At 63.6% G+C, this 26,657-nt stretch carries 25 protein-coding genes; 14 read left to right on the forward strand and 11 right to left on the reverse strand.

Annotated features, from left to right (window positions below; genetic code table 11):
- The first annotated feature begins 70 nt into the window (after positions 1-70).
- Genes ACOJSI_RS11300 through ACOJSI_RS11315 form a run of 4 tightly spaced genes read left to right on the forward strand, consistent with a single transcriptional unit; the run spans position 71 to position 4,142 of the window.
- On the forward strand, positions 71-988 hold the full coding sequence (locus tag ACOJSI_RS11300; RefSeq protein WP_420138391.1) for a dihydrodipicolinate synthase family protein: 918 nt from the start codon (positions 71-73) through the stop codon (positions 986-988).
- Positions 985-2,157 carry a mandelate racemase/muconate lactonizing enzyme family protein gene (locus ACOJSI_RS11305; RefSeq protein ID WP_420138392.1) on the forward strand — a complete coding sequence of 391 codons (1,173 nt, stop codon included), beginning with the start codon at positions 985-987 and terminating at the stop codon, positions 2,155-2,157. Before ACOJSI_RS11300 ends, ACOJSI_RS11305 begins: the two co-directional genes overlap by 4 nt.
- Positions 2,158-2,196: 39 nt before the next feature.
- Positions 2,197-2,919, forward strand: a complete 723-nt coding sequence (locus ACOJSI_RS11310; RefSeq protein ID WP_420138393.1) for an IclR family transcriptional regulator — start codon at positions 2,197-2,199, stop codon at positions 2,917-2,919.
- Positions 2,916-4,142, forward strand: a complete 1,227-nt coding sequence (locus ACOJSI_RS11315) for an MFS transporter (RefSeq protein WP_420138394.1) — start codon at positions 2,916-2,918, stop codon at positions 4,140-4,142. The genes ACOJSI_RS11310 and ACOJSI_RS11315 overlap by 4 nt, the downstream gene beginning before the upstream one ends.
- 88 nt (positions 4,143-4,230) lie before the next feature.
- Here the strand turns inward: ACOJSI_RS11315 and ACOJSI_RS11320 are convergent, their stop codons facing one another.
- From ACOJSI_RS11320 to ACOJSI_RS11335, 4 genes are all read right to left on the reverse strand, one after another.
- Positions 4,231-5,289, reverse strand: a complete 1,059-nt coding sequence (locus tag ACOJSI_RS11320) for a diguanylate cyclase (protein ID WP_420138395.1) — start codon at positions 5,287-5,289, stop codon at positions 4,231-4,233.
- Positions 5,290-5,651: 362 nt separating this feature from the next.
- Positions 5,652-6,053, reverse strand: coding sequence for a response regulator (locus ACOJSI_RS11325; protein ID WP_420138396.1), 402 nt, complete (start codon positions 6,051-6,053; stop codon positions 5,652-5,654).
- A gap of 50 nt (positions 6,054-6,103) precedes the next feature.
- On the reverse strand, positions 6,104-6,727 hold the full coding sequence (fixJ, locus tag ACOJSI_RS11330) for a response regulator FixJ (RefSeq protein WP_420138397.1): 624 nt from the start codon (positions 6,725-6,727) through the stop codon (positions 6,104-6,106).
- Between the two features lies 1 nt (position 6,728).
- Positions 6,729-8,261, reverse strand: coding sequence for a PAS domain S-box protein (locus ACOJSI_RS11335; RefSeq protein WP_420138416.1), 1,533 nt, complete (start codon positions 8,259-8,261; stop codon positions 6,729-6,731).
- 358 nt (positions 8,262-8,619) lie between these two features.
- Between ACOJSI_RS11335 and ACOJSI_RS11340 the strand changes: the two genes are divergently transcribed.
- Positions 8,620-9,165: a GNAT family N-acetyltransferase gene (locus tag ACOJSI_RS11340; RefSeq protein ID WP_420138398.1), complete on the forward strand. Its 546-nt coding sequence runs from the start codon at positions 8,620-8,622 to the stop codon at positions 9,163-9,165.
- On the opposite strand, the gene ACOJSI_RS11345 is transcribed toward ACOJSI_RS11340, so the two are convergent.
- The 3 genes from ACOJSI_RS11345 to cydD all read right to left on the reverse strand — a co-directional run bounded on the left by ACOJSI_RS11345 (position 9,154) and on the right by cydD (position 13,457).
- Complete coding sequence (locus ACOJSI_RS11345) at positions 9,154-10,176, reverse strand: zinc-dependent alcohol dehydrogenase (RefSeq protein ID WP_420138399.1); 1,023 nt, start codon at positions 10,174-10,176, stop codon at positions 9,154-9,156. The two genes, ACOJSI_RS11340 and ACOJSI_RS11345, sit on opposite strands and share 12 nt — an antisense overlap.
- Before the next feature lie 66 nt (positions 10,177-10,242).
- On the reverse strand, positions 10,243-11,844 hold the full coding sequence (locus ACOJSI_RS11350; RefSeq protein ID WP_420138400.1) for an amino acid ABC transporter ATP-binding/permease protein: 1,602 nt from the start codon (positions 11,842-11,844) through the stop codon (positions 10,243-10,245).
- Positions 11,841-13,457 carry a thiol reductant ABC exporter subunit CydD gene (gene cydD / locus ACOJSI_RS11355; RefSeq protein ID WP_420138401.1) on the reverse strand — a complete coding sequence of 539 codons (1,617 nt, stop codon included), beginning with the start codon at positions 13,455-13,457 and terminating at the stop codon, positions 11,841-11,843. The genes ACOJSI_RS11350 and cydD overlap by 4 nt, the downstream gene beginning before the upstream one ends.
- A gap of 129 nt (positions 13,458-13,586) precedes the next feature.
- Between cydD and ACOJSI_RS11360 the strand changes: the two genes are divergently transcribed.
- From ACOJSI_RS11360 to ACOJSI_RS11375, 4 genes are all read left to right on the forward strand, one after another.
- The gene (locus tag ACOJSI_RS11360) at positions 13,587-15,158 is read left to right on the forward strand and encodes a cytochrome ubiquinol oxidase subunit I (protein WP_420138402.1); all 1,572 of its coding nucleotides are present in this window, start codon (positions 13,587-13,589) and stop codon (positions 15,156-15,158) included.
- Between the two features lie 14 nt (positions 15,159-15,172).
- A complete protein-coding gene (cydB, locus tag ACOJSI_RS11365) occupies positions 15,173-16,312 on the forward strand; it encodes a cytochrome d ubiquinol oxidase subunit II (protein ID WP_420138403.1) in 1,140 nt (379 codons plus the stop codon).
- Between the two features lie 23 nt (positions 16,313-16,335).
- Complete coding sequence (gene cydX / locus ACOJSI_RS11370) at positions 16,336-16,464, forward strand: cytochrome bd-I oxidase subunit CydX (RefSeq protein WP_420138404.1); 129 nt, start codon at positions 16,336-16,338, stop codon at positions 16,462-16,464.
- A gap of 303 nt (positions 16,465-16,767) precedes the next feature.
- Positions 16,768-17,466: a Crp/Fnr family transcriptional regulator gene (locus ACOJSI_RS11375; protein WP_420138405.1), complete on the forward strand. Its 699-nt coding sequence runs from the start codon at positions 16,768-16,770 to the stop codon at positions 17,464-17,466.
- Here ACOJSI_RS11375 and ACOJSI_RS11380 read toward each other — a convergent pair whose 3' ends face one another.
- Together ACOJSI_RS11380 and ACOJSI_RS11385 are read right to left on the reverse strand one after the other, a co-directional pair.
- On the reverse strand, positions 17,467-17,952 hold the full coding sequence (locus tag ACOJSI_RS11380; protein ID WP_420138406.1) for a hypothetical protein: 486 nt from the start codon (positions 17,950-17,952) through the stop codon (positions 17,467-17,469).
- 114 nt (positions 17,953-18,066) lie between these two features.
- The gene (locus ACOJSI_RS11385) at positions 18,067-18,717 is read right to left on the reverse strand and encodes an OmpW/AlkL family protein (RefSeq protein WP_420138407.1); all 651 of its coding nucleotides are present in this window, start codon (positions 18,715-18,717) and stop codon (positions 18,067-18,069) included.
- A gap of 100 nt (positions 18,718-18,817) precedes the next feature.
- Here ACOJSI_RS11385 and hemN point away from each other — a divergent pair, with 100 nt between their 5' ends.
- Positions 18,818-20,158 (forward strand): oxygen-independent coproporphyrinogen III oxidase, encoded by a 1,341-nt coding sequence (gene hemN / locus ACOJSI_RS11390; RefSeq protein WP_420138408.1) that lies wholly within the window; start codon positions 18,818-18,820, stop codon positions 20,156-20,158.
- On the opposite strand, the gene ACOJSI_RS11395 is transcribed toward hemN, so the two are convergent.
- Positions 20,155-20,835 (reverse strand): NAD(P)H-dependent oxidoreductase, encoded by a 681-nt coding sequence (locus ACOJSI_RS11395; protein ID WP_420138409.1) that lies wholly within the window; start codon positions 20,833-20,835, stop codon positions 20,155-20,157. The two genes, hemN and ACOJSI_RS11395, sit on opposite strands and share 4 nt — an antisense overlap.
- A gap of 321 nt (positions 20,836-21,156) precedes the next feature.
- Between ACOJSI_RS11395 and ACOJSI_RS11400 the strand changes: the two genes are divergently transcribed.
- The 3 genes from ACOJSI_RS11400 to ACOJSI_RS11410 are packed head-to-tail and all read left to right on the forward strand — an operon-like array spanning position 21,157 to position 25,236.
- On the forward strand, positions 21,157-22,452 hold the full coding sequence (locus ACOJSI_RS11400; RefSeq protein WP_420138410.1) for a c-type cytochrome: 1,296 nt from the start codon (positions 21,157-21,159) through the stop codon (positions 22,450-22,452).
- 4 nt (positions 22,453-22,456) lie between these two features.
- A complete protein-coding gene (locus ACOJSI_RS11405) occupies positions 22,457-22,927 on the forward strand; it encodes a (2Fe-2S)-binding protein (protein WP_420138411.1) in 471 nt (156 codons plus the stop codon).
- Complete coding sequence (locus tag ACOJSI_RS11410; protein ID WP_420138412.1) at positions 22,924-25,236, forward strand: molybdopterin cofactor-binding domain-containing protein; 2,313 nt, start codon at positions 22,924-22,926, stop codon at positions 25,234-25,236. Before ACOJSI_RS11405 ends, ACOJSI_RS11410 begins: the two co-directional genes overlap by 4 nt.
- Positions 25,237-25,409: 173 nt before the next feature.
- Here the strand turns inward: ACOJSI_RS11410 and ACOJSI_RS11415 are convergent, their stop codons facing one another.
- Entirely contained in the window at positions 25,410-26,108 is a 699-nt protein-coding gene (locus tag ACOJSI_RS11415; RefSeq protein ID WP_420138413.1) for a TetR/AcrR family transcriptional regulator, read from the reverse strand.
- A gap of 44 nt (positions 26,109-26,152) precedes the next feature.
- On the opposite strand from ACOJSI_RS11415, the gene ACOJSI_RS11420 reads away from it, so the two are divergent.
- The coding region (locus ACOJSI_RS11420; protein WP_420138414.1) for an SDR family NAD(P)-dependent oxidoreductase at positions 26,153-26,657 on the forward strand (505 nt) is incomplete at its 3' end.

Genomic DNA, 26,657 nt, shown 5'->3' on the forward strand with positions numbered 1-26,657 from the left:
TTGTCCCCGAGCGCGTCCGGCGCTTGACAGCTCGATATCAAAGCCTCAGATTTGCACATATAGCAACATAATGAGAGGCAGCATGGTGGCGTTGCAGGGAGTCATCCCCATCCTTCCGACCATTTTCGATTCCGCCGGGCCGATCGACGAAGCCGGAACCTTGCGCGTCGCCGACTACATCATCGAGGCTGGAGGCCGCGGCATCGTCTTTCCGGGGCTGGCCAGCGAATATGACCAGCTGGATCGCGAGGAGCGCCTCCACATGGTCGCGGCAATTGGCCGCCATGTGGCCGGCCGCGTCCCGTTCATTGTCGGTGCGAGCGCCGAACATCCCGCCGACGCGATCGCCTTTGCCGCCGCCGGGGCACGTGCCGGCTGCACCTCCGCCATGATCCTCACGCCCAAAGCTTTCGCCAGTGATATGGCAGCTATGACGGCCTTCTTTCGGGACGCTGCCGATGGCTGCGGCCTGCCGATCATGGTTCAAAACGCGCCGCCGCCGATGGGACTGGGGCTTCCCCTTGAGCAAGTCGCCGAGCTGGCCCGTTCGGTGGACGCGATCGTCTACGTCAAGGAAGAAGCTGCCCCCTCGGGCCAGCGTATGACCCGTCTGACCGATCTTGCCGGGCCGGCGTTGCAGGCGGTGTTCGGCGGAGCGGGCGCGCGCTATGTTATCGACGAGTTGAAGCGCGGTGCCCGCGGGACGATGCCCGCCTGCGAAATCACTGAGCTGCACGTCGCGATGCTGAGCTGCTTCGAAGCCGGCGACGAAGCGGGAGCACGCGACATGTTCGAACGCACGCTGCCACTGCTGAATATGCAGGCGATCTTCCGCTGGCGCTTGACGAAGAAGGTGTTGCAGAAGCGCGGCATCATTGCTTCGGATTATGTGCGCGCACCGGGGCCGGCGCTCGATCGCTACGACAATGACGAACTCGACGCGCTGCTGAGGCGGTTGTCCGACCTGCTGCCGCTGGAGGGAGCATGACGCAGCGGGTCGCCTCGGTCGAGACCTTCGTCGCCACCATCCCACGCGACACGCCCTATCTCGGCCCGCTCGGCCCGGGGGAGAAGGTCAATAGCCGCGGCTATCTGGTACGGCAGGGCAATGGCACGATCTATCCCACTGCGGATCGTTCGATCGTGGTCCGGATCACCAGCGACACGGGTGCCATCGGGTGGGGGGAAACCTACGGCATCTGCGCGCCCCGTGCGACGTGCGAGATCATCAACGATTTACTGGCCCCGGTGCTTGTCGGCGAGTCCATCGAGACGCCGGAAGCGATCTGGGACAGGCTCTATGGCCTCATGCGCGTGCGTGGCTGCACCGGCGGCTTCCATGTCGATGCCATCGCCGCCTTGGACATCGCCCTATGGGATCTTCATGCGCAGGCGGCGGGCAAGCCGTTGCGCGACCTGCTCGGACAGACGGTCATCCCGACCATTCCCGGCTATGTCTCCGGCCTGCCGGCTGGCACGTTGGCTGAACGGGTTGCCTTCGCCGAACAGATGTTCACGGCCGGGCACCGCGTCTTCAAATTCGCGGCGGCCGTCAGCCACGAAGGCATCGTAGAAGAGATGGCCGCGCTTCGCAGCGCGCTCGGGCCCTCTGCCAATATTCTGATCGACCTTCACTGGAAATTTGAAGCGGAAGCGGCGCTGCGCCTGATCGACGCTCTTGCGCCTTTTGGTCCCGGCTTCGTTGAGGCGCCGGTTGCCCCCGAGGACGTAGGCGGATTGACCTTGGTCGCGCACGAAAGCCCCATCCCGGTCGCCGCCGGCGAAGAATGGTATACAGCCTACGAGGTGGCCAATCGGCTGCATGCCGCGAACATAGCCTATGTCCAGCCGGAGATGGGCCATACCGGGGTAACGCAGTTCATGCGGATCGCGCGGGTTGCGCGCGACCATGACACCCTGATCGCACCGCACGCGACGATTGGCGTCGGCGTGTTTCTCGCCGCGAGCATCCAGGCCTCGGCCGTGATCCCCCACCTCTGGCGACACGAATGGCAGCATTCCGTCTTCGATCGCGGCCTGGAGCTGCTGGAAGGCATGCCGCCTTATGCGGATGGCGCCTATGCCCTGCCGAACGGACCCGGGCTCGGCGTACGGCCCAACGATGCGTTCTGGAACTATGCGGAACGCGTCGAATGATTGCGGTAACGATCGCCTTCGCATGTTTCGGAGGTGTCGATGCGACCAAAGCCTAATGCCCAGCCCAACCAGAGCCTGATCGATGGATTGGCGACCCTGCAGGCGCTGGCCACCTCGCCCGAACCGGTGGGCTCGCGCGAGCTTGCGCGCCGCCTAGGGCTCGACGTCACCAAGACCAATCGCCTGCTGAAGACGCTCGCTTATGTGGGCATTGCGCGTCAGACGGCGGATCGCCGTTACACGGCCGGAGCCGGCATGCATGTTCTGGCCGCGCAGAGCCTGTTCGCGTCGGGACTGATCCGACGCGCGCTGCCCGTGCTGGAATCGCTTCGGCGGTTCGGCCACACCGTCGCGCTCGGTGTGCTGTGGCAAGAGAATGTGAGTTATCTGTTCCACGCGCCGCCTGGTGTCGAGGCATCGCATGGGCTCGGTCGCATCGGCCTGCTGCCTGCGACCACCAGTGGCATCGGCATCGTCCTTCTGTCGGAATATGAGGATGACGAGGTGCGCGACCTGTATGCGGGACGCGACATTCCGATGTTCCCGGAGGGGATCGATCAGCTCCTCGGCAAGCTCGATGAGGTGCGCCGGCTGGGCTATGCACGCGTCCACGTCGCGGACGATCGTGACATGCACATCGTCGCCGTTTCCACGGGAGATCCGGCGCATGCGGGCGTCGCCTTGTCGGGATGGATCCCGGAAGAAACGACCGCACCGATCGTTGAGGCTCTACGGCTTGCCGCGACCGAGATCGGCGGATGAAGGTTGTGCCGACCACGCGGCCGGAACGGCTGCGCTGGGTTATACTGGCGCTGCTCTTCCTCGCCACCGTTCTCAACTATGTGGATCGGCAGACGCTCTCGATCCTGGCCTCCTACGTCCAGCACGACCTTAGGATCAGCGATCGCAGCTACGCCCATATCGTTCAGGCATTCCTCATCGCCTACACGGCCGCCTATCTGCTGGCCGGTTGGGTAACGGACCGGCTTGGCGCCAAGGTCGCGCTGGCGCTGTTTCTCGGCTGGTGGTCGCTCGCCAATATGGCGACCGGATGGGTCCGTTCGGCGCTAGAACTTGGCCTTGTGCGCGCCATGCTCGGTCTGGGCGAGCCCGGCGTCTACACGGCCGGTCCGAAAGCGGTGCAGGAGCATTTCCCCCCGCACGAACGTGGCTTCGCCTTCGGAGCCTTCACCGCGGGCGCCATGGTGGGCGCCACGCTGGCACCGCCGCTGATCGGCGGACTGGCCTTAACGATGGGGTGGCGGACAGCCTTTGTGGTGAGCGGCGCCGCCGGATTCGTGTGGCTGGTCGCCTGGCTGCTCCTCTACCGCGACGCTGCGCATTCCAAGGAGACTGAACCGCGCGTGCCGGTGCGCTGGGGCCCCATCCTGCGCGATCGGCGGGTCTGGGGTCTCGCAGCGTCGCGGATGCTGTCGGATCCGGTCTGGTATTTCTACCTGTTCTGGTTTCCCAAATATCTCACCGACGCCCGCGGTATGACGCTCATGGCGGTCGCGAAAATTGCTTGGGTGGTCTATCTTGCCGCCGATCTCGGCAGTATCGGCGGCGGCTGGTTTTCGGGCCAGCTGATCCGGCGCGGGATCAGCCCGGAGCGCAGCCGCTTGATCGCGATGACGATCGCCGCCTGCCTGTCCCCGTTCGGCCTTCTGATCGCCTTCCATCCCAGCATCGGCGCGACGCTTGCGTTGGGGGCTCTGGTCGCGTTTGCCCATCTCGTGCTTCAGATCAACATCAGCACGCTCATCATCGATCTTTATCCCAAAGCCGTCGTCGCCACGGTTTTCGGCGTGATCGCTGCCGGTAGCGGATTAGGCGGCATTCTCTCGACGCAGATCGTTGGCCAGTTGGTGAGCGGGGGCTCGTTCGACACCGTGTTCCTGATCATGGCTGCTTTGCACCCTGCCAGTTGCGCGGTCGCATGGATCGCCTGCAGGCGCCCGCGCACCCAGGCCGAAACGGTCTGAGTGACCCCACGATACGACGGAACGCCCCGCTGGCTCTGGAGATGGCTTTCTGGGAGAGGGCAGGAGACAGATCAGATCATGTTGATCTTTACACGCCCGAGGCCACACGATTCCGACCGGCCCGCTTCGCCGCATAAAGCGCGTGGTCCGCTCGATTGATAAGGGCGTCGAGGCTGTCCTCCTGGGCTTCAGCGACACCGACGCTAACGGTTACGCGCGCTACGTCATCGGGAAGGCAACTTGCCGCATGCCGCTCAATCTCTTGACGTAACCGCTCGCACGCTTCGACTGCGCTGGCTTCACCCAGTTCAGGTAATAACAGACCAAATTCCTCGCCGCCGATCCGCCCGACAAGGTCGGCCTTACGGATCGATCCTTGGGCGATGCGCGCGACAGCCTTGATCGCCTGATCCCCAACAGGGTGACCATAGCGATCGTTGATCTGCTTGAAATGATCTATGTCGAAGATCGCCATCGACAGGGGGCGGCCATATCGCCCGTGCCCTCCAACCGCACGTTCTGCCGTTTCAAGGAAGGTGCGGCGATTTGCAATTCCGGTAAGCTCGTCGGTACTTGCGAGACGTCGCAATTCTGCCGCAGCGGCACTTGCCTGCCGCCAGGCTCTATTCGCGTTAAGCGAGGTCAACATCAGCAAAGCTATTGCCAGGCCGGATACGCCGAAAAGGAGATGGCGGCGGTTGGCCGATTGCCGCTGTGCAGCCTTTGTGCGAGCGCCCCTGATGTGAAGCAGTGATCTTTCCTCCTGCTCGATGCGCGACAGGCGCGCTTTCGCCTCTTGAGCCGCTCTGATTCTGCCGGGCTCGCGCGCGCCATAGTCACCTTCCAACAGCAACGCGGACTTAAGCTGCCTGACGTTAGCCACCTGGGTCGGATTGTCCCCAACAAGCCGACTCAGCCGTCCAAGATTGGACATGAGAACTCCGGTTTCGCGCGCGTCGGCGCGTAACCCCTGATCGGCATCTATGTACCCGCTTTGGTAAAGCTGCTGCCGAAGAGAGGCGGTGGCGACGAGAACATCAAGAGTATGGACGAACCATCGGTCTGCAGCCAAACGATCTCGGGCAGCAGCCTCCGCCGCTATAGAGACGATGAGGAGGACGCTCCCCAGGAAGACCGCGAGAGCCATTGTTACATAAGAGCGCCATTGCGGCCTCAAAGTCATCGCACGCGTCCTTTAGCTCTGTCCTAATTGTCTGAACTTTTTATTCGTTGGGGAGCTCCACTCTTTTTGATTGAGTTAGCTTGCATCAGACAGTTCGCCGTCCTGTCCCTGCGCGGCAGGAAACGCGCTAGATATGTCGGCCTGCGAAGGGGGGCGCCTGCAATCCGACGCGCAACTGGAATGACGCCGGGATTGCCGCATAACGTCTGACGGGATCGACCGTTAAAATATCTGCACGGCTCAGAAATTAAGAATTGGTGAGAGGTCGAAGCAGCACCGCGTGCCGCCTGCAAGATACCTATAACCGAGACGCTGGCTGATCAATGTCAGCGCGATATACCGACGAGAGCTTCCCTCACAGTCCTGTCGGCAAAGGGCTTTTCAAGAATAGAGCTGAAGCCCGCAGCAAGCGCGTTCATCGAAAGGTGGGAGGATCCGTAGCCAGTCACGAGGACCGCGCGCCCCTTGAAGCCTGCGGCTTTGAGGTCTCGCAATATGCTCAACCCGTCGCTGTCCGGAAGCCGGTAGTCCGCAACAAGCGCGATCGCTGAACTCGCGCTTGGATCTGCCAGCAACGTAGCGGCCGAGCCGAAGCTTCGTACGTCAAAACCGTCCCCTTGCAAGATGAGTTGGAGGGAACGCCGCACCGCGGGTTCATCTTCGACAAGTAGCAAAACAGGGCGACTGGGCGGCTCGGACGCATGCTCGATCATTTTCATTTCCATCATGGCCCGCTGAGGATGATGGCTGGCAACCACGTCGTCGCTACGTAAAGCTCCTAGGCACGATCCCTTCCGAGGCCGGCGGCGAACGCGATGCGCAAGGCTTCCGATAGGCTCCTCACCTGAAGCTTGGTCATGACATTGGCCCGATGCACCTCCACCGTGCGGGGGCTGATGCCAAGGTCGTAGGCGATCGTCTTGTTCGGCAGGCCTTGTGCTAATCCTTCGAGGACGTCGCGCTCCCGTTTGGTAAGCGCGGCAATCGCCGTCGCGGCATCATGCGCTCGCTCTGCCCGCCCTGCTCGATCACCAAGTCTCGCGAACGCTGCGTCGATCGCGTTCAAGAGCACAGTCTTCTCGAAAGGCTTCTCGATGAAGTCGACTGCCCCGCCTTTCATGGCCCGCACCGCCAGCGCAATGTCACCGTGACCTGTAAGTATGATGACCGGCATCGTTACACCGCGATCGGCAAGTTCCTGCTGGACTTCCAGTCCGTCCATCTCCGGCATACGGACGTCGAGCAGGATGCATCCGATGCGCGCGGCGCGGACGCCTTTCAAGAATTCGACGCCGGACGGCCAAGCTTCCACATCGAAACCCGACATCTTGAGCATGAAGCTCGCAGAGCGCCGAATGGCATCGTCATCGTCGACGACATGGATCAGACGCCGCTCATTCATTTCAAGTCTCCGATTCGACCTTCACCAAGGTAAAATGAAAATGCGAGCCGCCGCCCGCGCGCGGCTCCATCCAGATCCGCCCCCCACTCGCCTCGACGATCGTGCGGCAGATGGAGAGGCCAAGCCCCATTCCTTCCGCCTTGCTGGAGTTGAAGGCCCGGAACAACGTCTCCGCCGTCTCCGGAGGCACGCCAGGGCCCGTATCGGAAACCGTGACCCGGACGAAGCCGGCGTCGTCCGGGCGCGTCGAGACAACCAATTGCCTAAGCGGCTGGTGCTGCATCGCCTCTACCGCGTTCCGCATCAAGTTGATCAAAACCTGCTGCGTCTGCACGCGATCTACCAGCACCGGCGATGCACTGGGATCCAAGTCGAACCGGACGCTGACCCCACGCTCATGCACACCGAGCAAGGCGAGTTGCGATGCCTCGTCGATCAGACGGGGCAGGTCTTCGACGCCCTTGTCGACCTCACCACGCGCGACGAAATCGCGTAGACGGCGCACGATCTGGCCAGCCCGGACCGCTTCTTTCGCCGCGTCGTCAAGCGCTTCGCGGATCATCGGCATGTCGTCCAGGTTGGGGACGGTGAGCAGATCACGGATCGCTTCCATATAGTTCGCGACGGCGGTCAGCGGCTGGTTCAGTTCATGCGCCAGGGTGGAAGCCATCGTCCCCATCGCACTGATCCTTGCCGCATGGATAAGCCCGGAGCGAAGCTCATCGAGACGCTCCTCCGTAGCCTGCTTTTCAGACAGATCGCGGATGAAGCCGGTGAATACGCGATCGTCCTCAATCTTCGCTTCGCCTACGAACAGGTCCATCGGGAATGTCGATCCGTCCGCGCGAAGGCCGGTGACCGTCCGGCCGCGGCCGATGATCTTGCGCTCGCCTGTCGTCAGATAACGCTGCAGATAGGTGTCGTGCGCCTCGCGGTCGGGCGAGGGCATGAGACGACTGACGTTCGATCCGACGATTTCGCTTTCCGCCAGTCCGAAGAGCGTCTCTGCGGCGGCACTGAACGAGATCACGCGGCCGCGCTGGTCGATGACGATCATCGCATCCGGCACCGTCGCCAGGATCGAGCGCAGATGCGCGGCATTCGCGCTCAACTTGCGCTCGACCGACCGTTGCTCGGTAATGTCGCGGATCACCTTGCCGAAGCCACGCAGCGCGCCAACCGCATCGTACAGCGCCGTTATCGAAACATGGGCAAGAAATTCGGAGCCATCCTTGCGCAACCGCCAGGCCTCGTCCTCAAGTCTGCCCTCTCGTCGCGCGCGCTCGAGATCTTGTTCGGGCTTGCCTTCCGCCACCTGCTCCGGCGGATAGAAAGTCGAGGTGTGGCGCCCGACCACCTCGGCTTCACGCCATCCCTTGAGACGCTCGGCACCCTTGTTCCAGATGGTCACATGGCCGCCCGGGTCGAGCATGTAGATCGCATAGTCATGCGCGCCGTCGATCAGCAGGTTGAGTTCGTCCGCCAAGGCAAGGCTGTACTCGCCACCTGCATAGGTGCCGCCGCGTCTACTGATCCGCTCGCCTACGGGAACCTCCAATCGATGCCTTGTTCGTGCCTCAATCCCTTATAGAGCTCGGCACGTAAGGAACAGGATCTCAGCCTCGCAAGATGGTGAAAAGCTGGGCGGCGCCAATCAGGCTGAGCATGATGATCCCCAACCTAACGCGCAGATCCATTGAACAAGGCGGCCTAGATTCGATGATCGACATGCGCATGCTGCATCTCCTCGGGTCCCGCTGCGCTAGCCGACTCGCCGCGCCGACGAGATTGGGGATTCTACGGATGTCGCCTGGAAGAGGCGGAGCTCATGGTCCGCAAACGTGAGGAGATCGCCCATGAACGAACCGACAATGAGCCAGAGGCGTGCCGGCTTGACCGCAGCCCTGACCACCCGCAGCGGTATCGAGATCAGGATCCGGCCCGTGACTTCGGACGACCGGTCGCAGCTGGTCGATTTCTTCCGTGATGTCAGCCGCGAAGACTTGCGCTTCCGCTTCCTCACGTCTTTGCGCGAGGTAGATCCCGTCAGGATCGATACATTGTGCAAGGCAGAGCCGCCCGCGCTGATCACCTTTCTGGCGTTCAGCGGCGAGCAACTCGCCGCTATTGCGACCCTCGCCGGCGAACCGGATCTGACGAAGGCGGAAGTCGCACTGGCGACCCGCACGGGCTGGAAGAGCCGTGGTATCAGTTGGACTCTGCTTGAGCACGTCGTCGGCTACGCCCGCGCGCAAGGTTATCGCGAGTTATTGTCGGTAGAGAAGACGGAAAACGGAGCCGCAATCCAGCTTGAGCGCGACATGGGCTTTTCGATCAGCCTCGCCGACGATGATGCTGGTGAGGTCATCGCGAGCCGGCCGATCGTTGGCGCTCGATCGGCCGGCCCTGCTGAACCGGCAACTCGTTCAGACCGATAACACCACTCGTCCGTCGATCTGGCCAGCGGCGAGCCGGCGGAACACGTCGTTGATGTTTTCCAGCGGCTCGACCGAGAAGGCCGTGTGCACCTTTCCAGCTGCAGCGAAGGCAAGGGCTTCTTCCAGATCGTGCCGCGTGCCGACGATCGAACCGCGAATCGTTATGCGCTTCAGCACGATGTCAAAGATCGGCGTGGGGAAATCACCCGCCGGCAGCCCGATCAAGGCGATTGTGCCCTTGCGACGCGTCATCCCGATCGCCTGGCTAAACGCCGGCCGGGATGGGGCGGTGACCAATATGCCAGGCGCCCCACCATCGGTGATGGTGTGGACCGCCTCCATCGCGTCGCCTTCGCAAGCGTTGACGACCGCGTCCGCGCCAAGCGTGCGCGCCAGCGCAAGCTTCGTCTCGGATACGTCCACCGCGACCACGTTCAGGCCCATCGCCTTGGCATATTGAACCGCGACGTGCCCGAGCCCCCCAATACCGGAGATGGCGACCCATTCGCCCGGACGCGCTTCTGTTTCCTTCAGCCCTTTGTAGGTTGTGACGCCCGCGCACAGGATTGGCGCGAGCGCGAAGAAGTCCGGATGCTCGGGCAATCTACCGACGTAATCGGCCCAGGCGATGACATATTCAGCATAGCCGCCGTCGACGCTGTAGCCGCTATTATGCTGCTGCTCGCACAGCGTTTCCCATCCGGTCTCGCAGAACTCGCAATGTCCGCAGGCGTCATGCAGCCAAGGGACGCCGACTGCGTCGCCTTCCTTGAACCCGGCGACGCCCGGACCAATGCCGGCGACATAGCCAACCGCCTCATGGCCGGGGATGAACGGGAGCGTCGGCTGCACCGGCCAATCGCCATTGGCGGCGTGGAGATCGGTATGGCAGACGCCACTGGCGACGACGCGTACCAGCAACTCTCCGGGGCCAGGCTTTGGTACGGGGCGCTGCTCGATCGTAAGCGGCTTGCCGAATTCGTGGACAACCGCTGCGCGCATCATGGTCATGGCTTCCTCCTGATCTGAGCCAGAAGCCTATCTGCGCGCCGCTGGGTGCGGCATTCGTATGTCTACCTAGGCTGCCGCCGATAACGCGCGCCCGCCCACCAAAATGCGGTGCGAACATAAGGCGGCGAGATGCGGACGGTGGCTCACCAGCACAAGGCCCTGACCGGTCCGGGCCAACCGCGCATCAAGCCGCTCTACGACCAGCGTCTCGGTTGCCGCATCCAGCCCCTCGGTTGGTTCGTCGAGCAGCAACCAGGGTGCAGGCGACAGGAAGGCCCGCGCCAGCGCGAGGCGTCGCCGCTCGCCGCCCGACAGGCGGGCGCCATTCTCGCCGATCCAATTGTCGAGCCGATCGGGAAGTGCCGCGACGCGCCTGTCCAGCGCAGCGTCATGGAGGGCCGCCCATAATTGCGCCTCGCTCGCCTGCGGATCCGCCGACAGCAAATTGTCACGGACGGTCCCCGCAAGCAGTGCGGCATCCTGCGGGAGCCAGGCGAACGCGCGACGCAGAGTTTCCAGCGCCACCTCGTCCACATCAAACCCGCCATAGCGAACCTCGCCTGGCAGCGAACGCAGGCCGATCAGCGCCTCGATCAAACTGGTCTTGCCGACGCCAGAAGGCCCATCGAGCTGAATACGGTCGCCCTTTACGAACAGCCGATCTTGGCCGGAAAAGCGGATCGTATCGGCAACGGGAATGATGCGGAAACGTGGCTGCGGCTGCACCAGCATGGTTCCCAGCCGTCGCTCCGCTTCCGCCGATGCCCCCCGCTGCGCGAAGCTGCGCACCATCGGCGCGGCGCCTTCGATCGTCATGGCGGCTGCAAGCGCGGCGAGCGCCGCGATCGCAGCCCCAGCGGGCGCTGCGAGCAGTACCGCTGTCGTCGCCGCCACGCCGATTGCGGTGGCTTGTACAAGCTCCAGCCAGGATTGCGCATTCGCCTGCGCACGCTGGGCAGCTTCAAGGCCATAAGCGGTCGTGCCAATGCGCTCGGCCGCCCATTCTTCCAACCCGAAACAGCGCAGTTCCGCCGCCGATCCGGTGAGGACCGCCACCTCCTGCTTGAGCAAGCCGGCCGCGCGATGGACATTGGCACCGTGAGGCTCCGTATGCCGCGCTATGCGATCGGCCGACAGCAGCGTACCTCCGAGAATCACGGTGGTGGCAAGCGCTGCCGGCCAGCCGCTCAACAGCGTCAGCGCGGTCCCCGACAGCAGCGCGGCGCATAGGGCCCACACGGCCGACAGCCGAACGAAGCGGCTCTCGATCGCATCGACATCCTGTACCAGTCGCGCCGTTGCTTCGCCGCTTCCCAGCGCCAGCGTTGTCGATAACGGGCCCGCCGCCAGCGCGCGGTACAGCGCGGGGCGAATGTGGGCGAGCGCCGCAAAAGCGGCCTCATGGCTCGCCAGCCGCTCGCCGTAGCGCGCGCCCGTGCGCACGATGGCGAGCAGCCGTATTGCGGCGCTGGGCAGCATATAATTGAACGCCGCGGCCGCTGCGGTCCCGGCGAGACCCGCGAAGGCAGCGGCCGTGATGAACCAGCCGGATAAACCCAGCAGCAAGACCGAAGCGGCGGCGACCAGTCCGGCAAGCAGCGCCGCGCGCCTCAGCCGTTTTGCCTGGCGTGTACGCTCCTTCAGAAGCAGCTCCTCCAGCGCGCTCATAGCCGTACGATCCGGTCGGCGACGCTGGCCACCAGGGGGCTGTGTGTTGCAATGAGCGTCGTGCGGCCGCGGCAGGCGGCTCGGATCGCCTGCACTAGGCCGCGTTCCGACGCGTGGTCGAGATGCGCCGTCGGTTCGTCGAGCAAGAGCACAGGTGCGTCCTTCAGAAGCGCGCGGGCGAGCGCGATGCGCCGACGCTCGCCGCCCGACAAAGCACTTCCGCGCTCATCCAGAACGGCATTGATCCCGCCGGCGCGCCGATCCAGCATTGGGTCGAGCCCGACATCGCGGATAGCGCGCCCGACTGCCGCGGGCGTGGCGCTTGGCCGGGCGAGCAACAGGTTGTCGCGGATCGTGCCGGGGATGATGAGTGGTGCCTGCCCAGCCCAGGCGCAGGACGGCGATAATCCGCCATCTGGCGAAAGCCCGCTTCCATCGATCGTCACCCGCCCACCGCTTAGCGGCGCCAAACCAAGAAGGAGATGGAGCAGACTGCTTTTGCCGGAACCGGACGGGCCGAGCAGCGCCACCGTTTCGCCCGACGCTACCGTAAGCGAGAAATGCGCGATCGCCGGCACCTCCCCCGGCCCATAGCTGATGGTGACATCGTCGAAATCGATCTTAGGCGCCTGAGCAGGCAGAGCGGTGTTGGGGGACTTGTCAGGCACCTTATGAGCCCGCAAGCGTGCGGCCGCGCTCTCGGCAGCCTGCCGATCATGATAAGCGGCAGCCAGGCGCCGCATCGGCGCGTAGAATTCCGGCGCTAGCGCCAGCACGAAGAAAGCACGCGGAAGAGACAGCGTCTCGGGCACGGGAAAGGGTAGCAGCCCAAGCAGGTTGAACCCGGCATAAACCGCTACCAGCGCGACCGAAAGCGCAGCGAAGAACTCAAGCCCGCCCGACGACAGAAACGCCACCCGCAACACCCGCATCGTTCGACGGGCGAGCTCCTCGGCGGCGAGCCCCAGAAGGCGCGCCTCGGCTTCTTCCTGTCGAAAAGCGAGGATGACAGGCATGGCGCGCAGACGGTCCGCAAAGCGGCCCGACAAACGCGCCAGCGCCACGAATTGCCGATCGCGCTCCTGTTTGGCCGCACCGCCGGCCAAGGCCATGACCGCCACGAACGGAACAAGCGTGCCCAGCAGAATGGCCGCGGCAATCGGGCTGGCTATCGCAGTAGCGAGCAACACGATCAAAGGTGCGAGCGTCGCCGCCTGTCGGGCCGGCAAGAAGCGCGCGACATAGCCGTCCAGGGCGTCGACCTCATCGACGATCGCGGTCATCCACGCGCCGCTTGTCGACGGGTCGCCCGACCTGCGGCGCAAGCTTGCGGCTGTCACCGTCTGCCGCACCGCCCGTTTGACCCGTTCAGCTGCCCCGGCCCCCAGCCGCGCCGACATCATCGCGGCAACGCCCCGCAGCGGGCCGCAGGCAGCTACCAGAGCAGCCCAACACACCATCGCCCCCGCACCGCTGCCGACATGCGCAATGCAGCCGGCAAGTCCCCCAGCGAAACCGATCGCGGCAACCGTATCTAACAGCAACAGGGTCGCCGGTGCGCAGGCATCGCCCCGCTTGACCGTCCGCGCGAGGAATGTCGCTGCTTCGTTCACTGTTCTTGCCATGCGTCACCGCTGCCTTGCGCCGCCGAAACCGTCTTTGACGGCGGTCAATGTCGGTGCGGCGCAACGCTCCTAGCCGCCATCAGCGGGGCCGCGTCCGGCGCGCCAAGGAGATGTTCAATGGATTGGGGGGTCGTCGACCTGTCGCGGCTGCAATTTGCGCTGACCGCACTGTATCACTTCCTGTTCGTCCCGCTAACGTTGGGGCTCAGCTTCATGCTGGTCATCATGGAGTCCATCTATGTGATGACCGATCGGCCGATCTGGCGCGAGACCACCCGATTTTGGAGCCGTCTGTTCGGCATCAACTTCGTACTCGGGGTAGCTACCGGCCTGACGATGGAATTCCAGTTCGGGACCAACTGGTCTTACTTCTCGCATTACGTCGGCGACATCTTCGGCGCGCCGCTGGCGATCGAAGGGCTGATGGCCTTCTTCCTGGAAGCGACCTTCGTCGGCCTGATGTTCTTCGGCTGGAACCGCATGTCCAAGGTTGCGCACCTTGGCGTCACCTTCATGGTCGCGCTCGGCACGAACTTGTCGGCCTTATGGATCCTGATCGCGAACGGCTGGATGCAGAACCCGGTCGGCGCGGCGTTCAACCCCGAAACGATGCGCATGGAGGTCACCGATTTCGGGGCGGTGCTGTTCAACCCGATCGCGCAGGCCAAGTTCGTCCACACCGTCAGCGCAGGCTATGTCATCGCCAGCGTCTTCGTGCTGGGCGTGTCGGCTTATTATCTGCTGAAGGGCAAGTGGGTTCCCGTTGCACGCCGGTCGATGACGGTCGCGGCCGCGTTCGGGCTTGCCGCGTCGCTGTCGGTCGTGGTGCTGGGGGACGAGAGCGGCTATGCGCTGACCGACAACCAGAAGATGAAGTTGGCCGCGATCGAGGCCGCTTGGCACACGGAGCCGGCGCCGGCCGGCATCACGCTCATCGGCATCCCCGACACCGCCGCGCGCAGCACGAGCTACAAGGTCGAAGTGCCGTTCGTGCTCGGCCTGATCGCCACGCGGAGCCTCGACAAGCAGGTTACCGGCATGTCGGAACTGGTGCTGAAAGCGGAGCAGCGGATCACGTCAGGCGTGCTCGCCTATGATGCGGTCGAACGGCTCAAGATCGCGCCGCATGACCCGATCGCCCGCCGCAAATTCGAGCTGCACAAGGCCGATCTTGGCTATGCCTTGCTGCTGAAACGTCATGTTGCGGATCCGCGCCAGGCCAGCCCGCAGCTGATCGCGACGACGGCCTGGGAAACCGTGCCGAGCGTGCCGCTCATGTTCTGGAGCTTCCGGATCATGGCGTTGATCGGCTTTGCGATGATCGGCCTGTTCGCGATCGCCTTCCTGCTTTGCTCGCTCCGGCTGCACACACAGACGCGCTGGTTTCTAAAGCTTGCTGTAGCGGCGATCCCACTGCCGTGGGTCGCCGTCGAGCTGGGCTGGATCGTGGCCGAGCTCGGCCGCCAGCCCTGGGCGATCGAGGGCGTGCTGCCGACCTTCCTCGCACCATCCTCGCTTACGCGTCCCATGCTGATCACCACGATCGTCGGCTTCACCGCGCTCTACGGCGCACTCGCCGTAATCGAGATCCGCCTGATGATCGCATCGATCCGCAAGGGCCCGCACGACCATGCGGAGGATCCACAACCGCTTCCCGGCCCCATCCCGGCCGATCCCATCACCGCCTGATCCGGAGGATTACGATGATCGATTATGAAGTCCTGCGGGTGATTTGGTGGGCGCTTTTGGGCGTACTGCTGATCGGCTTTGCGCTGACCGACGGCTATGATCTGGGGGTCGCCGCCTTGCTGCCCTGGATCGCCAAGAAAGATGCAGAGCGCCGAATGGTGATCAACACCGTCGGGCCGACCTGGGAAGGTAACCAAGTCTGGTTCATCCTGGGCGGGGGCGCGATCTTTGCAGCGTGGCCCTTTGTCTATGCGGTGAGCTTTTCCGGCTTCTATCTGGCCATGTTCGTAGTGCTCGCAGCGTTGATTCTGCGACCGGTGGGCTTCAAATATCGGTCGAAGCGGTCCGATCCGGCATGGCGCACCCGTTGGGATTGGGCCCTGTTCGTGGGCGGGCTCGTCCCGGCACTCGTATTCGGCGTCGCCGTGGGCAACGTCTTGTCCGGCGCGCCCTTCCGCCTCGATAGCGATTTGCGAGCCTTTTACGAAGGCAGCTTCTTCGCTCTATTCACGCCATTCACCCTGCTGTGCGGGCTTCTGTCCGTGACCATGCTGGCGTTGCACGGCGCTGCCTGGATTCAGATGAAGACAGAGTATGGCGCAGTCCGCGATCGGGCACGCCGGCTGGGCCTGGCGGCGGGGGCGTTGTCGATCCTGCTGTTCGCAGGTGGATGGGGCGCGATTGCATACGGGAAATACGGCTTCGTGATGGTGAGCCCGTTTGATCCGCTGGCGCCATCCAATCCGCTGCGTACGACCAGCATGGCAGCTCCGGGCGCATGGCTGGCCAATTACGGCGTCCACCCATGGATGATGATCGCGCCCTTCCTGGGTTTCGGGGGGACGGCGCTGGCGATGTTCGGCATGTGGCGCGGGCGCGAAGCGCCGGCATTTGCAGGGTCTTCGGGGGCAGCAGCGGGCATCATCGCGACGGTTGGGCTGTCGATGTTCCCCTTCATCCTGCCGTCAAGCATCGATCCGCATTCCAGCCTGACGGTCTGGAACGCGTCGTCCAGTGCCAAGACGCTTGGCATCATGGTGGTGGTGACGCTGATCTTCCTGCCGCTTGTGCTCGCTTACACGGCCTGGGCCTTCAAGATCATGTTCGGCCGGGTGACGAGCCAGGAGGCCGTCTCAAACCCCGATTTCTACTGACTGGCGCATACCGCCAAGGGAGCATGACAATGTGGTATTTCACCTGGGTGCTCGGGCTGGGCCTCGCAGTCCTTTTCGGGATCATCAACGGCCTCTGGCATGAATTTCACCTGCCCCTGGAGGATGATGACACACCGCCAACGCAGTCCTGACGCGAAAAAGGGCCGCCCGACTTGTGCTGGGCGGCCCTTTTTATGACGAGCAAGACGAGGCTTCAGGGGCGTCGATCGCTGATCGCCTCCTGGATCGTCGCATAAAATAGCGCGGCCAGGAAAAGTACGGCGCCTCCGATTGCAATCCACAGGAATATGTCGCCGGCAATGATGGGCATGGTCTTTTCCTTCGCTTGAGGTGGCATCAACCATGCCGGCATGGCGGGACCCCGCGTTTGACGCCGGTCAAACTACGGGATTTTACGAAGCGACTGCGCTGCTGGCTCGGGGCATCACCGCCCCATGGACATCAGCAAGACATGCGCGGACTGTTCGGTCCGCAACCGATCCCTCTGCGGGACGCTCGACGATGGTGAGCTTCAGGCGCTCAGCCGGATCGGCCATCGTAGGCATTTTACCCGCGGCGCCACGATTTTGTGGAGCGGCGAGCCCGCCACGCAATGCGGCAATCTGCTCAGCGGTGCGCTGAAGATGACTGCATCGACCGCGGATGGCCGCGAACAGACTGTCAGCACGCTTTACCCTGCGGATTTCGTCGGCCGTCCGTATGCGGAGGATAGTCGGTTCACTGTCACAGCCACTGCGGACAGTGAGCTTTGCATGTTTGCAAGAGCCCCATTCGAACACTTGCTGGAACGCCATGCCAAGATGGAACGGCAGTTGCTCGATCAGGCGTTCACTGCCCTCGACGAAAGTCGCGCCCAAATGCTCACGCTGGCGCGTCGCTCCGCAGCGGAAAAGGTAGCAGGCTTTCTGCTCGATATGGCCGACCGCGCGGAGGTGACCCGTATCAGCCCTACCGGGCCTGCCACGTTCGATCTGCCGATCAACCGTGGTCAGATAGCGGACCTGCTCGGTCTTACGATCGAGACCGTGAGCCGGCAGCTGACGAAGCTGAAGCTCGCCGGCATCATCGCCCTGCCCGGCATACGTACGATCACCATTCGCGACGAAGCCTCTCTGCGCACGCGCGCAGGCTGATCAGCTGTCTGCCGCCTCCGCCGGCATATGCTGCAGCAGCACGGCGCGCGCGGCAGCGGTAAGCCGCTGTGGGGCAATCAGCAGCAAAGCGAGCGTTTCGAGCGCGATCGACTCTCGCCACCCGGCAAAGACCGCGCGCAGCATATAGCCCAGCGTGTCGGCACAAACGCGCTTGTGATCGGCCGCGATCATGTCGGCCAGATCCTGCGCCTCGACGGTGCGGCTGAAGCGACGTTCCCGTAACCCGTCCAGCACGGTCTTGACCTGCGGCTGTGAACCTTCGTTCTGGAAAAGAGCGTGGAGCGAAAAAGCGGGTGGCTCTGCCGTCGCCGGAAAAATGTCGCGCACCTGACAACGCAAGGCGGCGATCTCGATCCGCGTCGGCATTGCCGGAAGCGCGTCCGCAATCCGTTCCAGCCGCACGCACAATTGCCGCCACCGGCTATGTTCGACGATGAGGGGCACCAGATCGATTTCGTCGATCATGTGCCAACAGCGAACGCGTCGGGATGTGTGGGAAGCTACCATCATCGTTTCTCCGGCCGCTCGACTGGCACAAGGCCGAGCGGCCGGACTTGACCCCGGTCAAATTGGGTCGGGTTAGAAGCGCGTACCAATTCCGATGCCGAACACGAGCGGATCGAGATGCACCCGCTCGCGATTGATCAGGCTGCCGGTCTTCAGCCGGGCCTTCGTGTCGATATCGATATATTTGACGTCTAGGTTGAGGAAGACGCGCTTGGACAGATCCATATCCACGCCAGCCTGCAGCGCATATCCAAAGCTGTCGCGCAACCGCACCTTCGTGGCGCCGATCGCCTTGTTGAGCGCCCCGGAAGACTTGGTGTTGTAGAAGATCGTGTAGTTGGCGCCGGCGCCGAAGTAAGGCCGAACTGCCGCATCCGGCAGGAAGTGATACTGCAATGTCAGCGTCGGCGGCAGCACCCAGGTGCCGGCAAGTCGGCCGACCGGGGCAAGCGCGTCCTTACCGCTGACATGATGCTTGGTGGTCGCCAGGATAAGTTCCGCGCCGACATGCTTGGTGGCCATATAGGTAAAGTCGATTTCCGGTGCGACGCTGTTGTCGACCGCGGTGTGGCTGGTGGCGAAGGTCGGCTGGACCGGGCCAGTCTTTTCATTGGGGGCCACCACGATCGCGCGCAGTCGTACCAGCCAGTCCCCCTTCTCGGCGTAGGCTGGGCTCGCCAGCAGAAGCGCCGCGCCGGATGTGGCGATAAGCAGATTGCGCATGATGTCCTCCGTTGCAGATGGGCGGCGGTTAGGCGCCGTATGCGGAGGCAACATTGACGGCGGTCAAGGATCGCAACGAGGTGCTGGGGCACTCAGGGACATGGCCCGCTTCATCCCCGCACTCGCCCGCCGCGCCGTACCGCGCTACACCAGCTATCCCACCGCTGCGGACTTTTCAGATGCGGTCGGGCCGGCAGGTCAGGCGACCGCGCTTGCCGCGGTGCCGGCGGATATGCCGGTCTCGCTTTACGTCCATATCCCGTATTGCCGCGCGCTCTGCTGGTATTGCGGATGCAATACCGGCGCCGCCGGACAGCCAGAACGTCAGGCGCGTTACGCCTCGACACTGATGCGCGAGGCCCAACTCGTCGGTTCCATGATGCGCGGTGAAGTGGTGTCGATCCATTTCGGTGGCGGCAGTCCGAACGCCTTGCCAGCCGCTTTGTTTGAGCAACTCGTCGGCCATCTGCGCAATTGCTTCGCGACCAGCGAAAAGCCCGACATCGCGGTCGAGCTGGATCCGCGCTTCCTGGAGCGCGAATATTGCGATGCGCTGGTCCGTGCAGGCGTGACGCGCGTGTCACTGGGGGTGCAGACCTTTGCCCCCGACGTGCAGCGCCGGATCGGTCGTATCCAGCCCTTTTGGCAGGTGTTCGAAGTGGTGCGCGATCTGCGCTATGCGGGCATCCGTCACATCGCTTTGGATCTGATGTACGGCTTGCCGGGGCAGACCATCGATGACGTGGCCGAGACTATCGAACAGGCCATGCGGCTGCAGCCTGATCGCATAGCCATGTTTGGCTATGCCCATCTTCCGACCGTCCTGCCGCGGCAGCGTGCGATCGACGCGTGCCTGCTGCCTGACGAAGCCGAACGCTTTGCGCAGAGCGAGCTGGCTTTCTCCGCGCTGACCAGCCGCGGCTACAGCTCGATCGGGTTCGACCACTTCGCCCGACCTGACGACAGCATCGCGATCGCGGCAGCACAGGGGCAATTGAAGCGCAACTTTCAGGGCTTTACCGAAGATGCGGGCCTTGCGGTGATCGGGCTGGGCGCATCAGCGATCAGTCAATTCGATCACCTGCTCGTCCAGAACGAAAAGCATGAAGCGGCCTATCGCAAGCGGATCGATCATGGAAGGCTTGCTGGTTACCGGGGCATCGTGCGCACCCAGGAAGATCGCATGCGCGGAGAAGCGATCGCCGCGCTGCTGTGTAACGGCAGCGTCAACCTGGTGGATATCGCAAACCGCGGCGGCAGCGCCGCCGATTCCTTCACGCCCAGCCTGCCGGCGCTCGGTGAACTGGAGCAACACGGCTTGCTGACGCGGGAGGCATGGCAGCTGACTTTAACGGAGGAAGGCCGCCCCTACGCCCGGCTTGCCGCCGCGGCTCTGGATGGCCGGCGCGGCGGTGCGGGAACGTTCAGCAACGCGGTTTAAGCGAGGGGACGGAAAGGAACAGCCTGTTCATCACGAGGGTGATAGCGCTCGGCCAGAATTGCGGCGCAGGTCGCGCGCGCTTGCTGCTCCACCTGATAGAGATGTTGGTCCGCCCAGCGCTGCTCCATGCCAGGCACCACGCTTGCGAAATGGACATGTTCGTCGCGCTGCATGCCGAAGGCATGGCTCAGATAATGATCGAACACATAGCGGAGCGCCTGCCATTGCCCCTGCTCGCTTAGCCACGGCTGGCTTGCGGCAGAGGTGGTGAAGCTCACCAGACGTTGCCCCGCAAGGAACGAGGTAGGCAAACGCGCCTGAACATCCCTGGGATTCACGCCCGAGCCGAGCACACGCTCGACATAGCCCTTCAGCATCGCCGGCGGCGTTCCGAACCAGATCGGATAGATGAGCACGAACGCCTGGCATCCGCGCAGCACATCCAGCTCTGCCTGGACATCGGCGCTGACCGTGAAGTTCTCGATGGTGGGGCGTTCCTGCGCCTTCAGGACAGGGTCAAAGCGCATCGCATAAAGATCGCGCAGGATCGTTTCCTGCCCATTGGCCGCGACCGCGCCACAATAGGCGTCGGCGATGGCATGGTTGAAGCTATGCGGGTCCGGGTGACAGAGGATGACAGCGTGTCGCAGAACCGGGGTAGGATGTGATCGGTGCATGAGGGACCTCCTCCGACCGACGCTAGGTGTTCCGGCACGCGCGCGCCTTCCGCAATCTTACGTAGGTACTTCGTCCGCACCGAATGCCACCAAGACGGAATTCCGGATCGGAAGATGACAACGCCGCACCATGGCAGAACGGCGATAACGTCGACTCCGCGCGCCGCGTAGCCATATTGCGCACGCCGCCCCCACGGTGATACGAATTGCTTTGTGCTCGCAATTGGCGCGCAGCTATTCCTTGGCACAAAGCAGGCGAAAGCACAGCTTTGCGTCGGTCGGCTTCGGGGGCGGTCATGAGTGCAGATCGGGAACAATGAAATGAAGCGCGTCTTCATTGGCGCTGCGGGTGTCCTGGTCGTTTGCCTGATGGCCTTCATTATTTTCGCGTGGCGGCCGGCCTTCAAACCAGTCCCCGTTCCTGCACCTAGCTCCTTTGCGCCTGAGCAGGTCGCGCGTGGCGCCGTGCTGGCGAGCGCCGGCTATTGCGCCTCCTGCCATACTGCAAAGAACGGCAAGGCCTTCGCCGGCGGTTATGCGATGGCCACGCAGTTCGGTACGATCTATTCGACCAACATCACGCCGGATGCGGACACGGGCATCGGCACCTGGTCAGAAGCGGCGTTCAAGCGTGCCATGCACGAAGGGGTGCGGCGCGATGGCGCGCACTTGCTGCCGGCATTTCCCTACGATCATTTCACGAAGCTCACCGACGAAGACGTGGCGTCGCTTTACGCGTTCCTGATGTCGCAACCCGCCGTGCACGCCCCAGCCCGTCGCAATACGATCCCCTTCCCGCTCAGCATTCGCGCGCTTCAAGCCGGCTGGAAGCTCTTATTCTTTCGCCCCGGCCGCTTCCGACCCGACGGGACGAAAAATGATCAGTGGAACCGCGGAGCTTACCTCGCCGAGGGGCTTAGTCATTGCGGAGCATGCCACACGCCACGTGGTGCCCTTGGCGCCGAAAAGACGGGCCAAACGTATGCGGGCGCCGCCATCGATGGCTGGATAGCGCCGCCCCTCACCAATACAAACCCCTCGCCGGTGCCGTGGGATCAGGCCGAACTCGCAGCCTATCTGTCAAGCGGCATCAGTCGCTATCACGGCACTGCGGCGGGGCCGATGGGCCAAGTGACGCGCGGATTGTCAGCATTGTCCGCAGCCGATGTTCAGGCGCTGGCCGCCTATTTCGCCGATGTAGGTGGCGCTGCCGCACGGGCGAGCGAAGCGGCGCCCGCTCTGGCACGTGCCCAAGCTGCCGACCGCACCGGAACGGGCTTGCAATATGCACCGGCGGCGCGGCTCTACACTGCAGCATGCGCGTCCTGCCACTATAATGGCGCGGGCGAACCCAATCCGCTCCGGCCGGATCTCGCGCTTAATAGCGCCGTCAATCTCGACGATCCGACCAACCTGATCCGCGTCATTCTCTACGGAATTTCTGCCCGCGACGGCGCGCCGGGCGTCGTGATGCCCGCGTTCGGCAGGGGCTTCAGCGACACCGACGTTGCGCGGATTGCCGCTTATTTGCGCGCGACACGCACAACGAAGGCGGCATGGCCGGATTTGGAGAAGAAAGTTGCCGCGATCCGGGCTGCGGGACAGGCTGGGGACTGAAGCGATGACCACATTCACCATCAACGGACGCATGGTCACGGTCGACGCAGAGGACGATACGCCCCTGCTGTGGGTCATTCGCGAGGACGTCGGGCTTACCGGCACTAAATTCGGTTGCGGCATCGGGATGTGCGGCGCCTGCACGGTCCATGTCGGCGGCCGTGCCACCCGTTCCTGCATCACGCCCGTAGCGTCGGTCGACGGCGCGGTGGTGACGACGATCGAAGGCTTGGATCCGGCCGGTGCGCATCCCGTGCAACAGGCCTGGCGCGCCCTGCAGGTGCCGCAATGCGGCTACTGCCAATCAGGCCAGATCATGCAGGCGGTTGCCCTTCTGCGGGATTTCCCCCAACCGACGGACCAAGATATCGACGCGGTGATGGACGGTAGCCTGTGCCGTTGTATGACCTATGTCCGTATCCGGGATGCCATCAAACGCGCGGCCGCCGCTATGCCGACGGGGGCCAAGGCGTGAGCCGCCCCGAAGCAGCCAGTAAGCTTGACGAGGCACTGTCCCGCCGCAGCTTTTTGGCGGCGACCGTCGGTACGGCCGCGATGTTCGGTTTCGCGCGCGTCGTGCAGGCCGCAATGGACCCGGCCGCTCCTGGCGGCGCTCCCGCTGCCGCGGCTGGCCCACTGTTTGAACCGAACCTGTGGTTTGCGATCGACGCAGACGGCATCATCACGGTCAATATCGTGCGGGCCGAAATGGGCCAGCACGTCGGCACCGCGCTCGCCAGGATCCTCGCGGATGAGTTGGAGGCCGACTGGAGCAAGGTACGCATCCTCCATGTCGACAGCGATGCAAAGTGGGGCTTGATGGTCACTGGCGGCAGCTGGTCAGTGTGGCAGACGTTCCCGTTGTTCAGTCGCGCCGGTGCGGCCGGGCGGATGGCGTTGATCGAAGCAGGCGCCAAGTCACTCGGTGTTGGTCCAGCCGCCTGCACCGCGCGGAATGGCGCCATTCATGCTGGCGGACGTTCGATCGCTTACGGCGAGATCGTGAAACAGGGCAGCATCGCCCGCAAATTCACTGCCGACGAGATGGCCAAGCTGCCGATCAAGCCGACGGCGCAGCGCCGCCTGATCGGCCGGCCGACACCGGCATTGGATGTGGATGCGAAGACCAATGGCTCCGCGGTCTATGGAATCGACGCCAAGGTCCCCGGTATGGTCCATGCGCGTCCAAAGCTGCCGCCGACGCGCAACGGCTGCAAGGTGGTGTCCGTCGACGACAGCGCCGCGAAGAAGGTTCGGGGCTACATCCGCTACCTGATCCTTGATGATCCGTCTGGGACCGTGCCCGGCTGGGTCCTGGTGATCGCGTCCAGTTATTATGCGGCGATCCGCGCCACTGACGCGCTGGTGGTCACATGGTCGGGCGGCGCCGGCGCGACCGTCTCGGAAAAGGATCTGCAGGACCACGCCACTGGCCTGGTGAAAGCCGCCAGCGGCGGGGTTCAGCTCGACATTGCTGATGACGATACGACGCCGGACTTCGCCAATGCGAAGGCCACCACGATCGAGCGCTTTTATTCGACCGCAACGGTGCTCCATTTTCAACTCGAGCCGGTCAACGCCCTGGCATTCGAGAAGAATGGCGTGATGGAAATCCACGCAGGCAATCAGTGGCAGAGTTTGATCCTTCCAACGCTGGCCAAGGCGCTCGGCATGCCGGAGGCGAGGATTGTGCTGCGTTCCTATATGCTCGGCGGAGGTTTTGGGCGCCGCTTGAACGGCGACTATCTTGTCCCGGCGGCACTTGCCGCCAAGGCGCTCGGCAAGCCTGTAAAGATGGTGCTCACGCGCGAGGACGACGCCCGCTTCGACTCCGTGCGCTCCCCTTCGGTGCAGCGGCTGCGCATGGCGTTCGATGGCAGCGGCCAGATACAGGCGATGGAGCATCATGCATGTGCGGGCTGGCCGACGCAGGTCATCGCCGGACCTAGCTTGCTCACCAAGACCAAGAGAGGCGGCCAGTATGATCCGTTCGCCATATCAGGCGCCGATCACTGGTACGATGTCGGGCATCAGAGAGTGCGGGCGGTCGCCAACGATCTCGCGAACGACACCTTCCGCCCCGGCTGGCTGCGCTCGGTAGGGCCGGGCTGGACGAACTGGGCGCTGGAGAGCTTTATCGATGAAGCGGCGCTCCACGCGAAAGTCGATCCCGTTGCCTTTCGGCTGAAGCTGTTGACCGGCACCGGCCGCAACGCCGGTTCCTCTCCCAACGCAGTCGGTGGCGCGCTTCGCCAGGCTGAAGTGGTGCGCCGCGCGGCCGAGACGGCGCGGTGGGGCGAGAAGCTGCCTCCCGACACCGGCTTGGGTATCGCCACCAGCTTCGGCCAAGAGCGCGACATGCCAACCTGGGTCGCCTGCGTCGCGCGCGTTCACGTGGCTCGCCGCACCGGCGTCGTCCGGGTGGAGAAGCTGACCGTGATCACCGATGCCGGCACTATCGTCGACCCGGACGGGGCCCTCGCGCAAACCCAGGGTGCGGCACTGTGGGGCCTTAGCATGGCGCTTCACGAAGGCACGGAGTTCGTGAATGGACAGGTGAAGGACACCAACCTTAACACCTACATGCCGCTGCGCATCAGCGACATGCCGGAACTCGACATAGCCTTCGTTCAGAATGACGAGGTGCCGGTAGGTCTTGGCGAACCGGCAACGACCGTCGTCGCCCCTGCAATCGGCAATGCCATCTTCGCAGCCGTTGGCTTGCGCCTACGTCACATTCCCATCACCCCAGAGGCGGTCCACGCGGGCTTAACCGCTATATAGCCGACACGCTCAACAAGGAGACGGAGCCTGGATAGCTCTCTCCGAGGCCTAGGTTGCGATCAGGTGCGGCGTCCCGACCGCGGATTCATGCGACGCCCTATCCTGGGAGCCGTGTTGATCGATGCGCACACCAGCCCCAACAAGACAGATGCGCCGAAGGCCTCAGCACCGTCTCAACGTTCGCTGGCTGACGCCACCATATTTTCCCATCCCGCGATGCCGAGTTTGGCGACAGCCTGCAGTTCCTCCCGGTCGGCGCCATCCCGGGCCCGGATTGCCATGCCGCTCTGCAAGGTCTGCAAATAGCGGGCGAGCTTGGTGACGTCGACCGACTTGGGCAGCTCGCCTTCGGCGATCGCTCGCTCGAGACGAGATGCAAGCACGTCGAACGCACCGCCACGCGTGGTCCGCATCAGGAGGCCAAGCTCGGCGTGACCGTCGCTCCCCACCGTCCCCAGCGTCGCCATGCAGCCATGAGGCAGCTCGCTATCGGATCCCGTCATCGCGGCCGCCGAATCCATCAGGTAGGCAAGCGCGGCGTCCCGGACGGTGGCAGCCTCGTGGAACCTTCCAAACACCAGATGCTCGTAGTTCGTGGAGTAGCGGCGAAGGGCCTCGGCGTAGAGCTCATCCTTGGATCCGAACGCGGCGTACAGGCTCTTCACCCCAATACCTAAGGCGTCGGTCAGGTCGGCAATCGACGTGGCCTCATAGCCCCTGACCCAAAACAGCTTCATCGCCCGTTCCAGAGCAACATCGCGATCGAACGCCCGTGGGCGGCCACGCTTGGGGAGGCTCTCCACGCACGCACCCGTCTGCTCCAAATATTTTTCCATCGATCGCTGTATAAATATCTTGACGTCGTTTTTCAAGCAACCCAACTTAATGCAGCGATCGCTGCATAAAGGAACTAACGATGATGAGCTTGGCTAACAAACGTGCGCTTGTGAACGGTGGTTCGCGGGGGATCGGCGCCGCTATCGCCTTGGCTCTCGCCGAAAACGGCGCAGACGTTGCGCTCACCTTCCAGAACTCCCTCGATCGTGCCCAAGCCGTGGTGGAATCGATCGAGAAGCTAGGGCGACGCGCAGTCGCCATCCAGGCCAACAGCGGTGACCCAGCCGCCAACAAGCGAGCGGTCGACGAGGCCGTCACCGCGCTGGGTGGGTTAGACATCCTCGTCAACAACGCGGGCATCGCGCTCTACGACCTGATCGCCGATATCAAGGCCGAGACCATCGACGCCATGTTCGGAGTTAACGTGCGCGGAACCATTCTCACCACTCAGGCTGCAATTCCGCATCTGAGCGCAGGCGGCCGGATCATCACGATCGGTTCCGCCGGCGCTGAACGGATCGTCGGCGTGCCCGGAACGGTTTACTACATGACCAAGTCCGCCCTGCAATCGTTCAACCGCGGCC

The sequence above is a fragment of the Sphingomonas sp. genome, from assembly GCF_048595155.1.
GTDB lineage: Bacteria > Pseudomonadota > Alphaproteobacteria > Sphingomonadales > Sphingomonadaceae > Sphingomonas_I.

Coding starts and splice junctions, on each gene's coding strand:
- cydB (WP_420138403.1), top strand. CDS start 15,173: ATGATCGATTATGAAGTCCTGCGGGTGATTTGGTGGGCGCTTTTGGGC.
- ACOJSI_RS11315 (WP_420138394.1), top strand. CDS start 2,916: ATGAAGGTTGTGCCGACCACGCGGCCGGAACGGCTGCGCTGGGTTATA.
- ACOJSI_RS11325 (WP_420138396.1), bottom strand. CDS start 6,053: ATGATGGAAATGAAAATGATCGAGCATGCGTCCGAGCCGCCCAGTCGC.
- ACOJSI_RS11400 (WP_420138410.1), top strand. CDS start 21,157: ATGAAGCGCGTCTTCATTGGCGCTGCGGGTGTCCTGGTCGTTTGCCTG.
- ACOJSI_RS11310 (WP_420138393.1), top strand. CDS start 2,197: ATGCGACCAAAGCCTAATGCCCAGCCCAACCAGAGCCTGATCGATGGA.
- hemN (WP_420138408.1), top strand. CDS start 18,818: ATGGCCCGCTTCATCCCCGCACTCGCCCGCCGCGCCGTACCGCGCTAC.
- fixJ (WP_420138397.1), bottom strand. CDS start 6,727: ATGAATGAGCGGCGTCTGATCCATGTCGTCGACGATGACGATGCCATT.
- ACOJSI_RS11360 (WP_420138402.1), top strand. CDS start 13,587: ATGGATTGGGGGGTCGTCGACCTGTCGCGGCTGCAATTTGCGCTGACC.
- ACOJSI_RS11385 (WP_420138407.1), bottom strand. CDS start 18,717: ATGCGCAATCTGCTTATCGCCACATCCGGCGCGGCGCTTCTGCTGGCG.
- ACOJSI_RS11345 (WP_420138399.1), bottom strand. CDS start 10,176: ATGACCATGATGCGCGCAGCGGTTGTCCACGAATTCGGCAAGCCGCTT.
- ACOJSI_RS11380 (WP_420138406.1), bottom strand. CDS start 17,952: ATGATCGACGAAATCGATCTGGTGCCCCTCATCGTCGAACATAGCCGG.
- ACOJSI_RS11405 (WP_420138411.1), top strand. CDS start 22,457: ATGACCACATTCACCATCAACGGACGCATGGTCACGGTCGACGCAGAG.
- ACOJSI_RS11305 (WP_420138392.1), top strand. CDS start 985: ATGACGCAGCGGGTCGCCTCGGTCGAGACCTTCGTCGCCACCATCCCA.
- ACOJSI_RS11375 (WP_420138405.1), top strand. CDS start 16,768: ATGGACATCAGCAAGACATGCGCGGACTGTTCGGTCCGCAACCGATCC.
- cydX (WP_420138404.1), top strand. CDS start 16,336: ATGACAATGTGGTATTTCACCTGGGTGCTCGGGCTGGGCCTCGCAGTC.
- ACOJSI_RS11320 (WP_420138395.1), bottom strand. CDS start 5,289: ATGGCTCTCGCGGTCTTCCTGGGGAGCGTCCTCCTCATCGTCTCTATA.
- ACOJSI_RS11395 (WP_420138409.1), bottom strand. CDS start 20,835: ATGCACCGATCACATCCTACCCCGGTTCTGCGACACGCTGTCATCCTC.
- ACOJSI_RS11350 (WP_420138400.1), bottom strand. CDS start 11,844: ATGAGCGCGCTGGAGGAGCTGCTTCTGAAGGAGCGTACACGCCAGGCA.
- ACOJSI_RS11300 (WP_420138391.1), top strand. CDS start 71: ATGAGAGGCAGCATGGTGGCGTTGCAGGGAGTCATCCCCATCCTTCCG.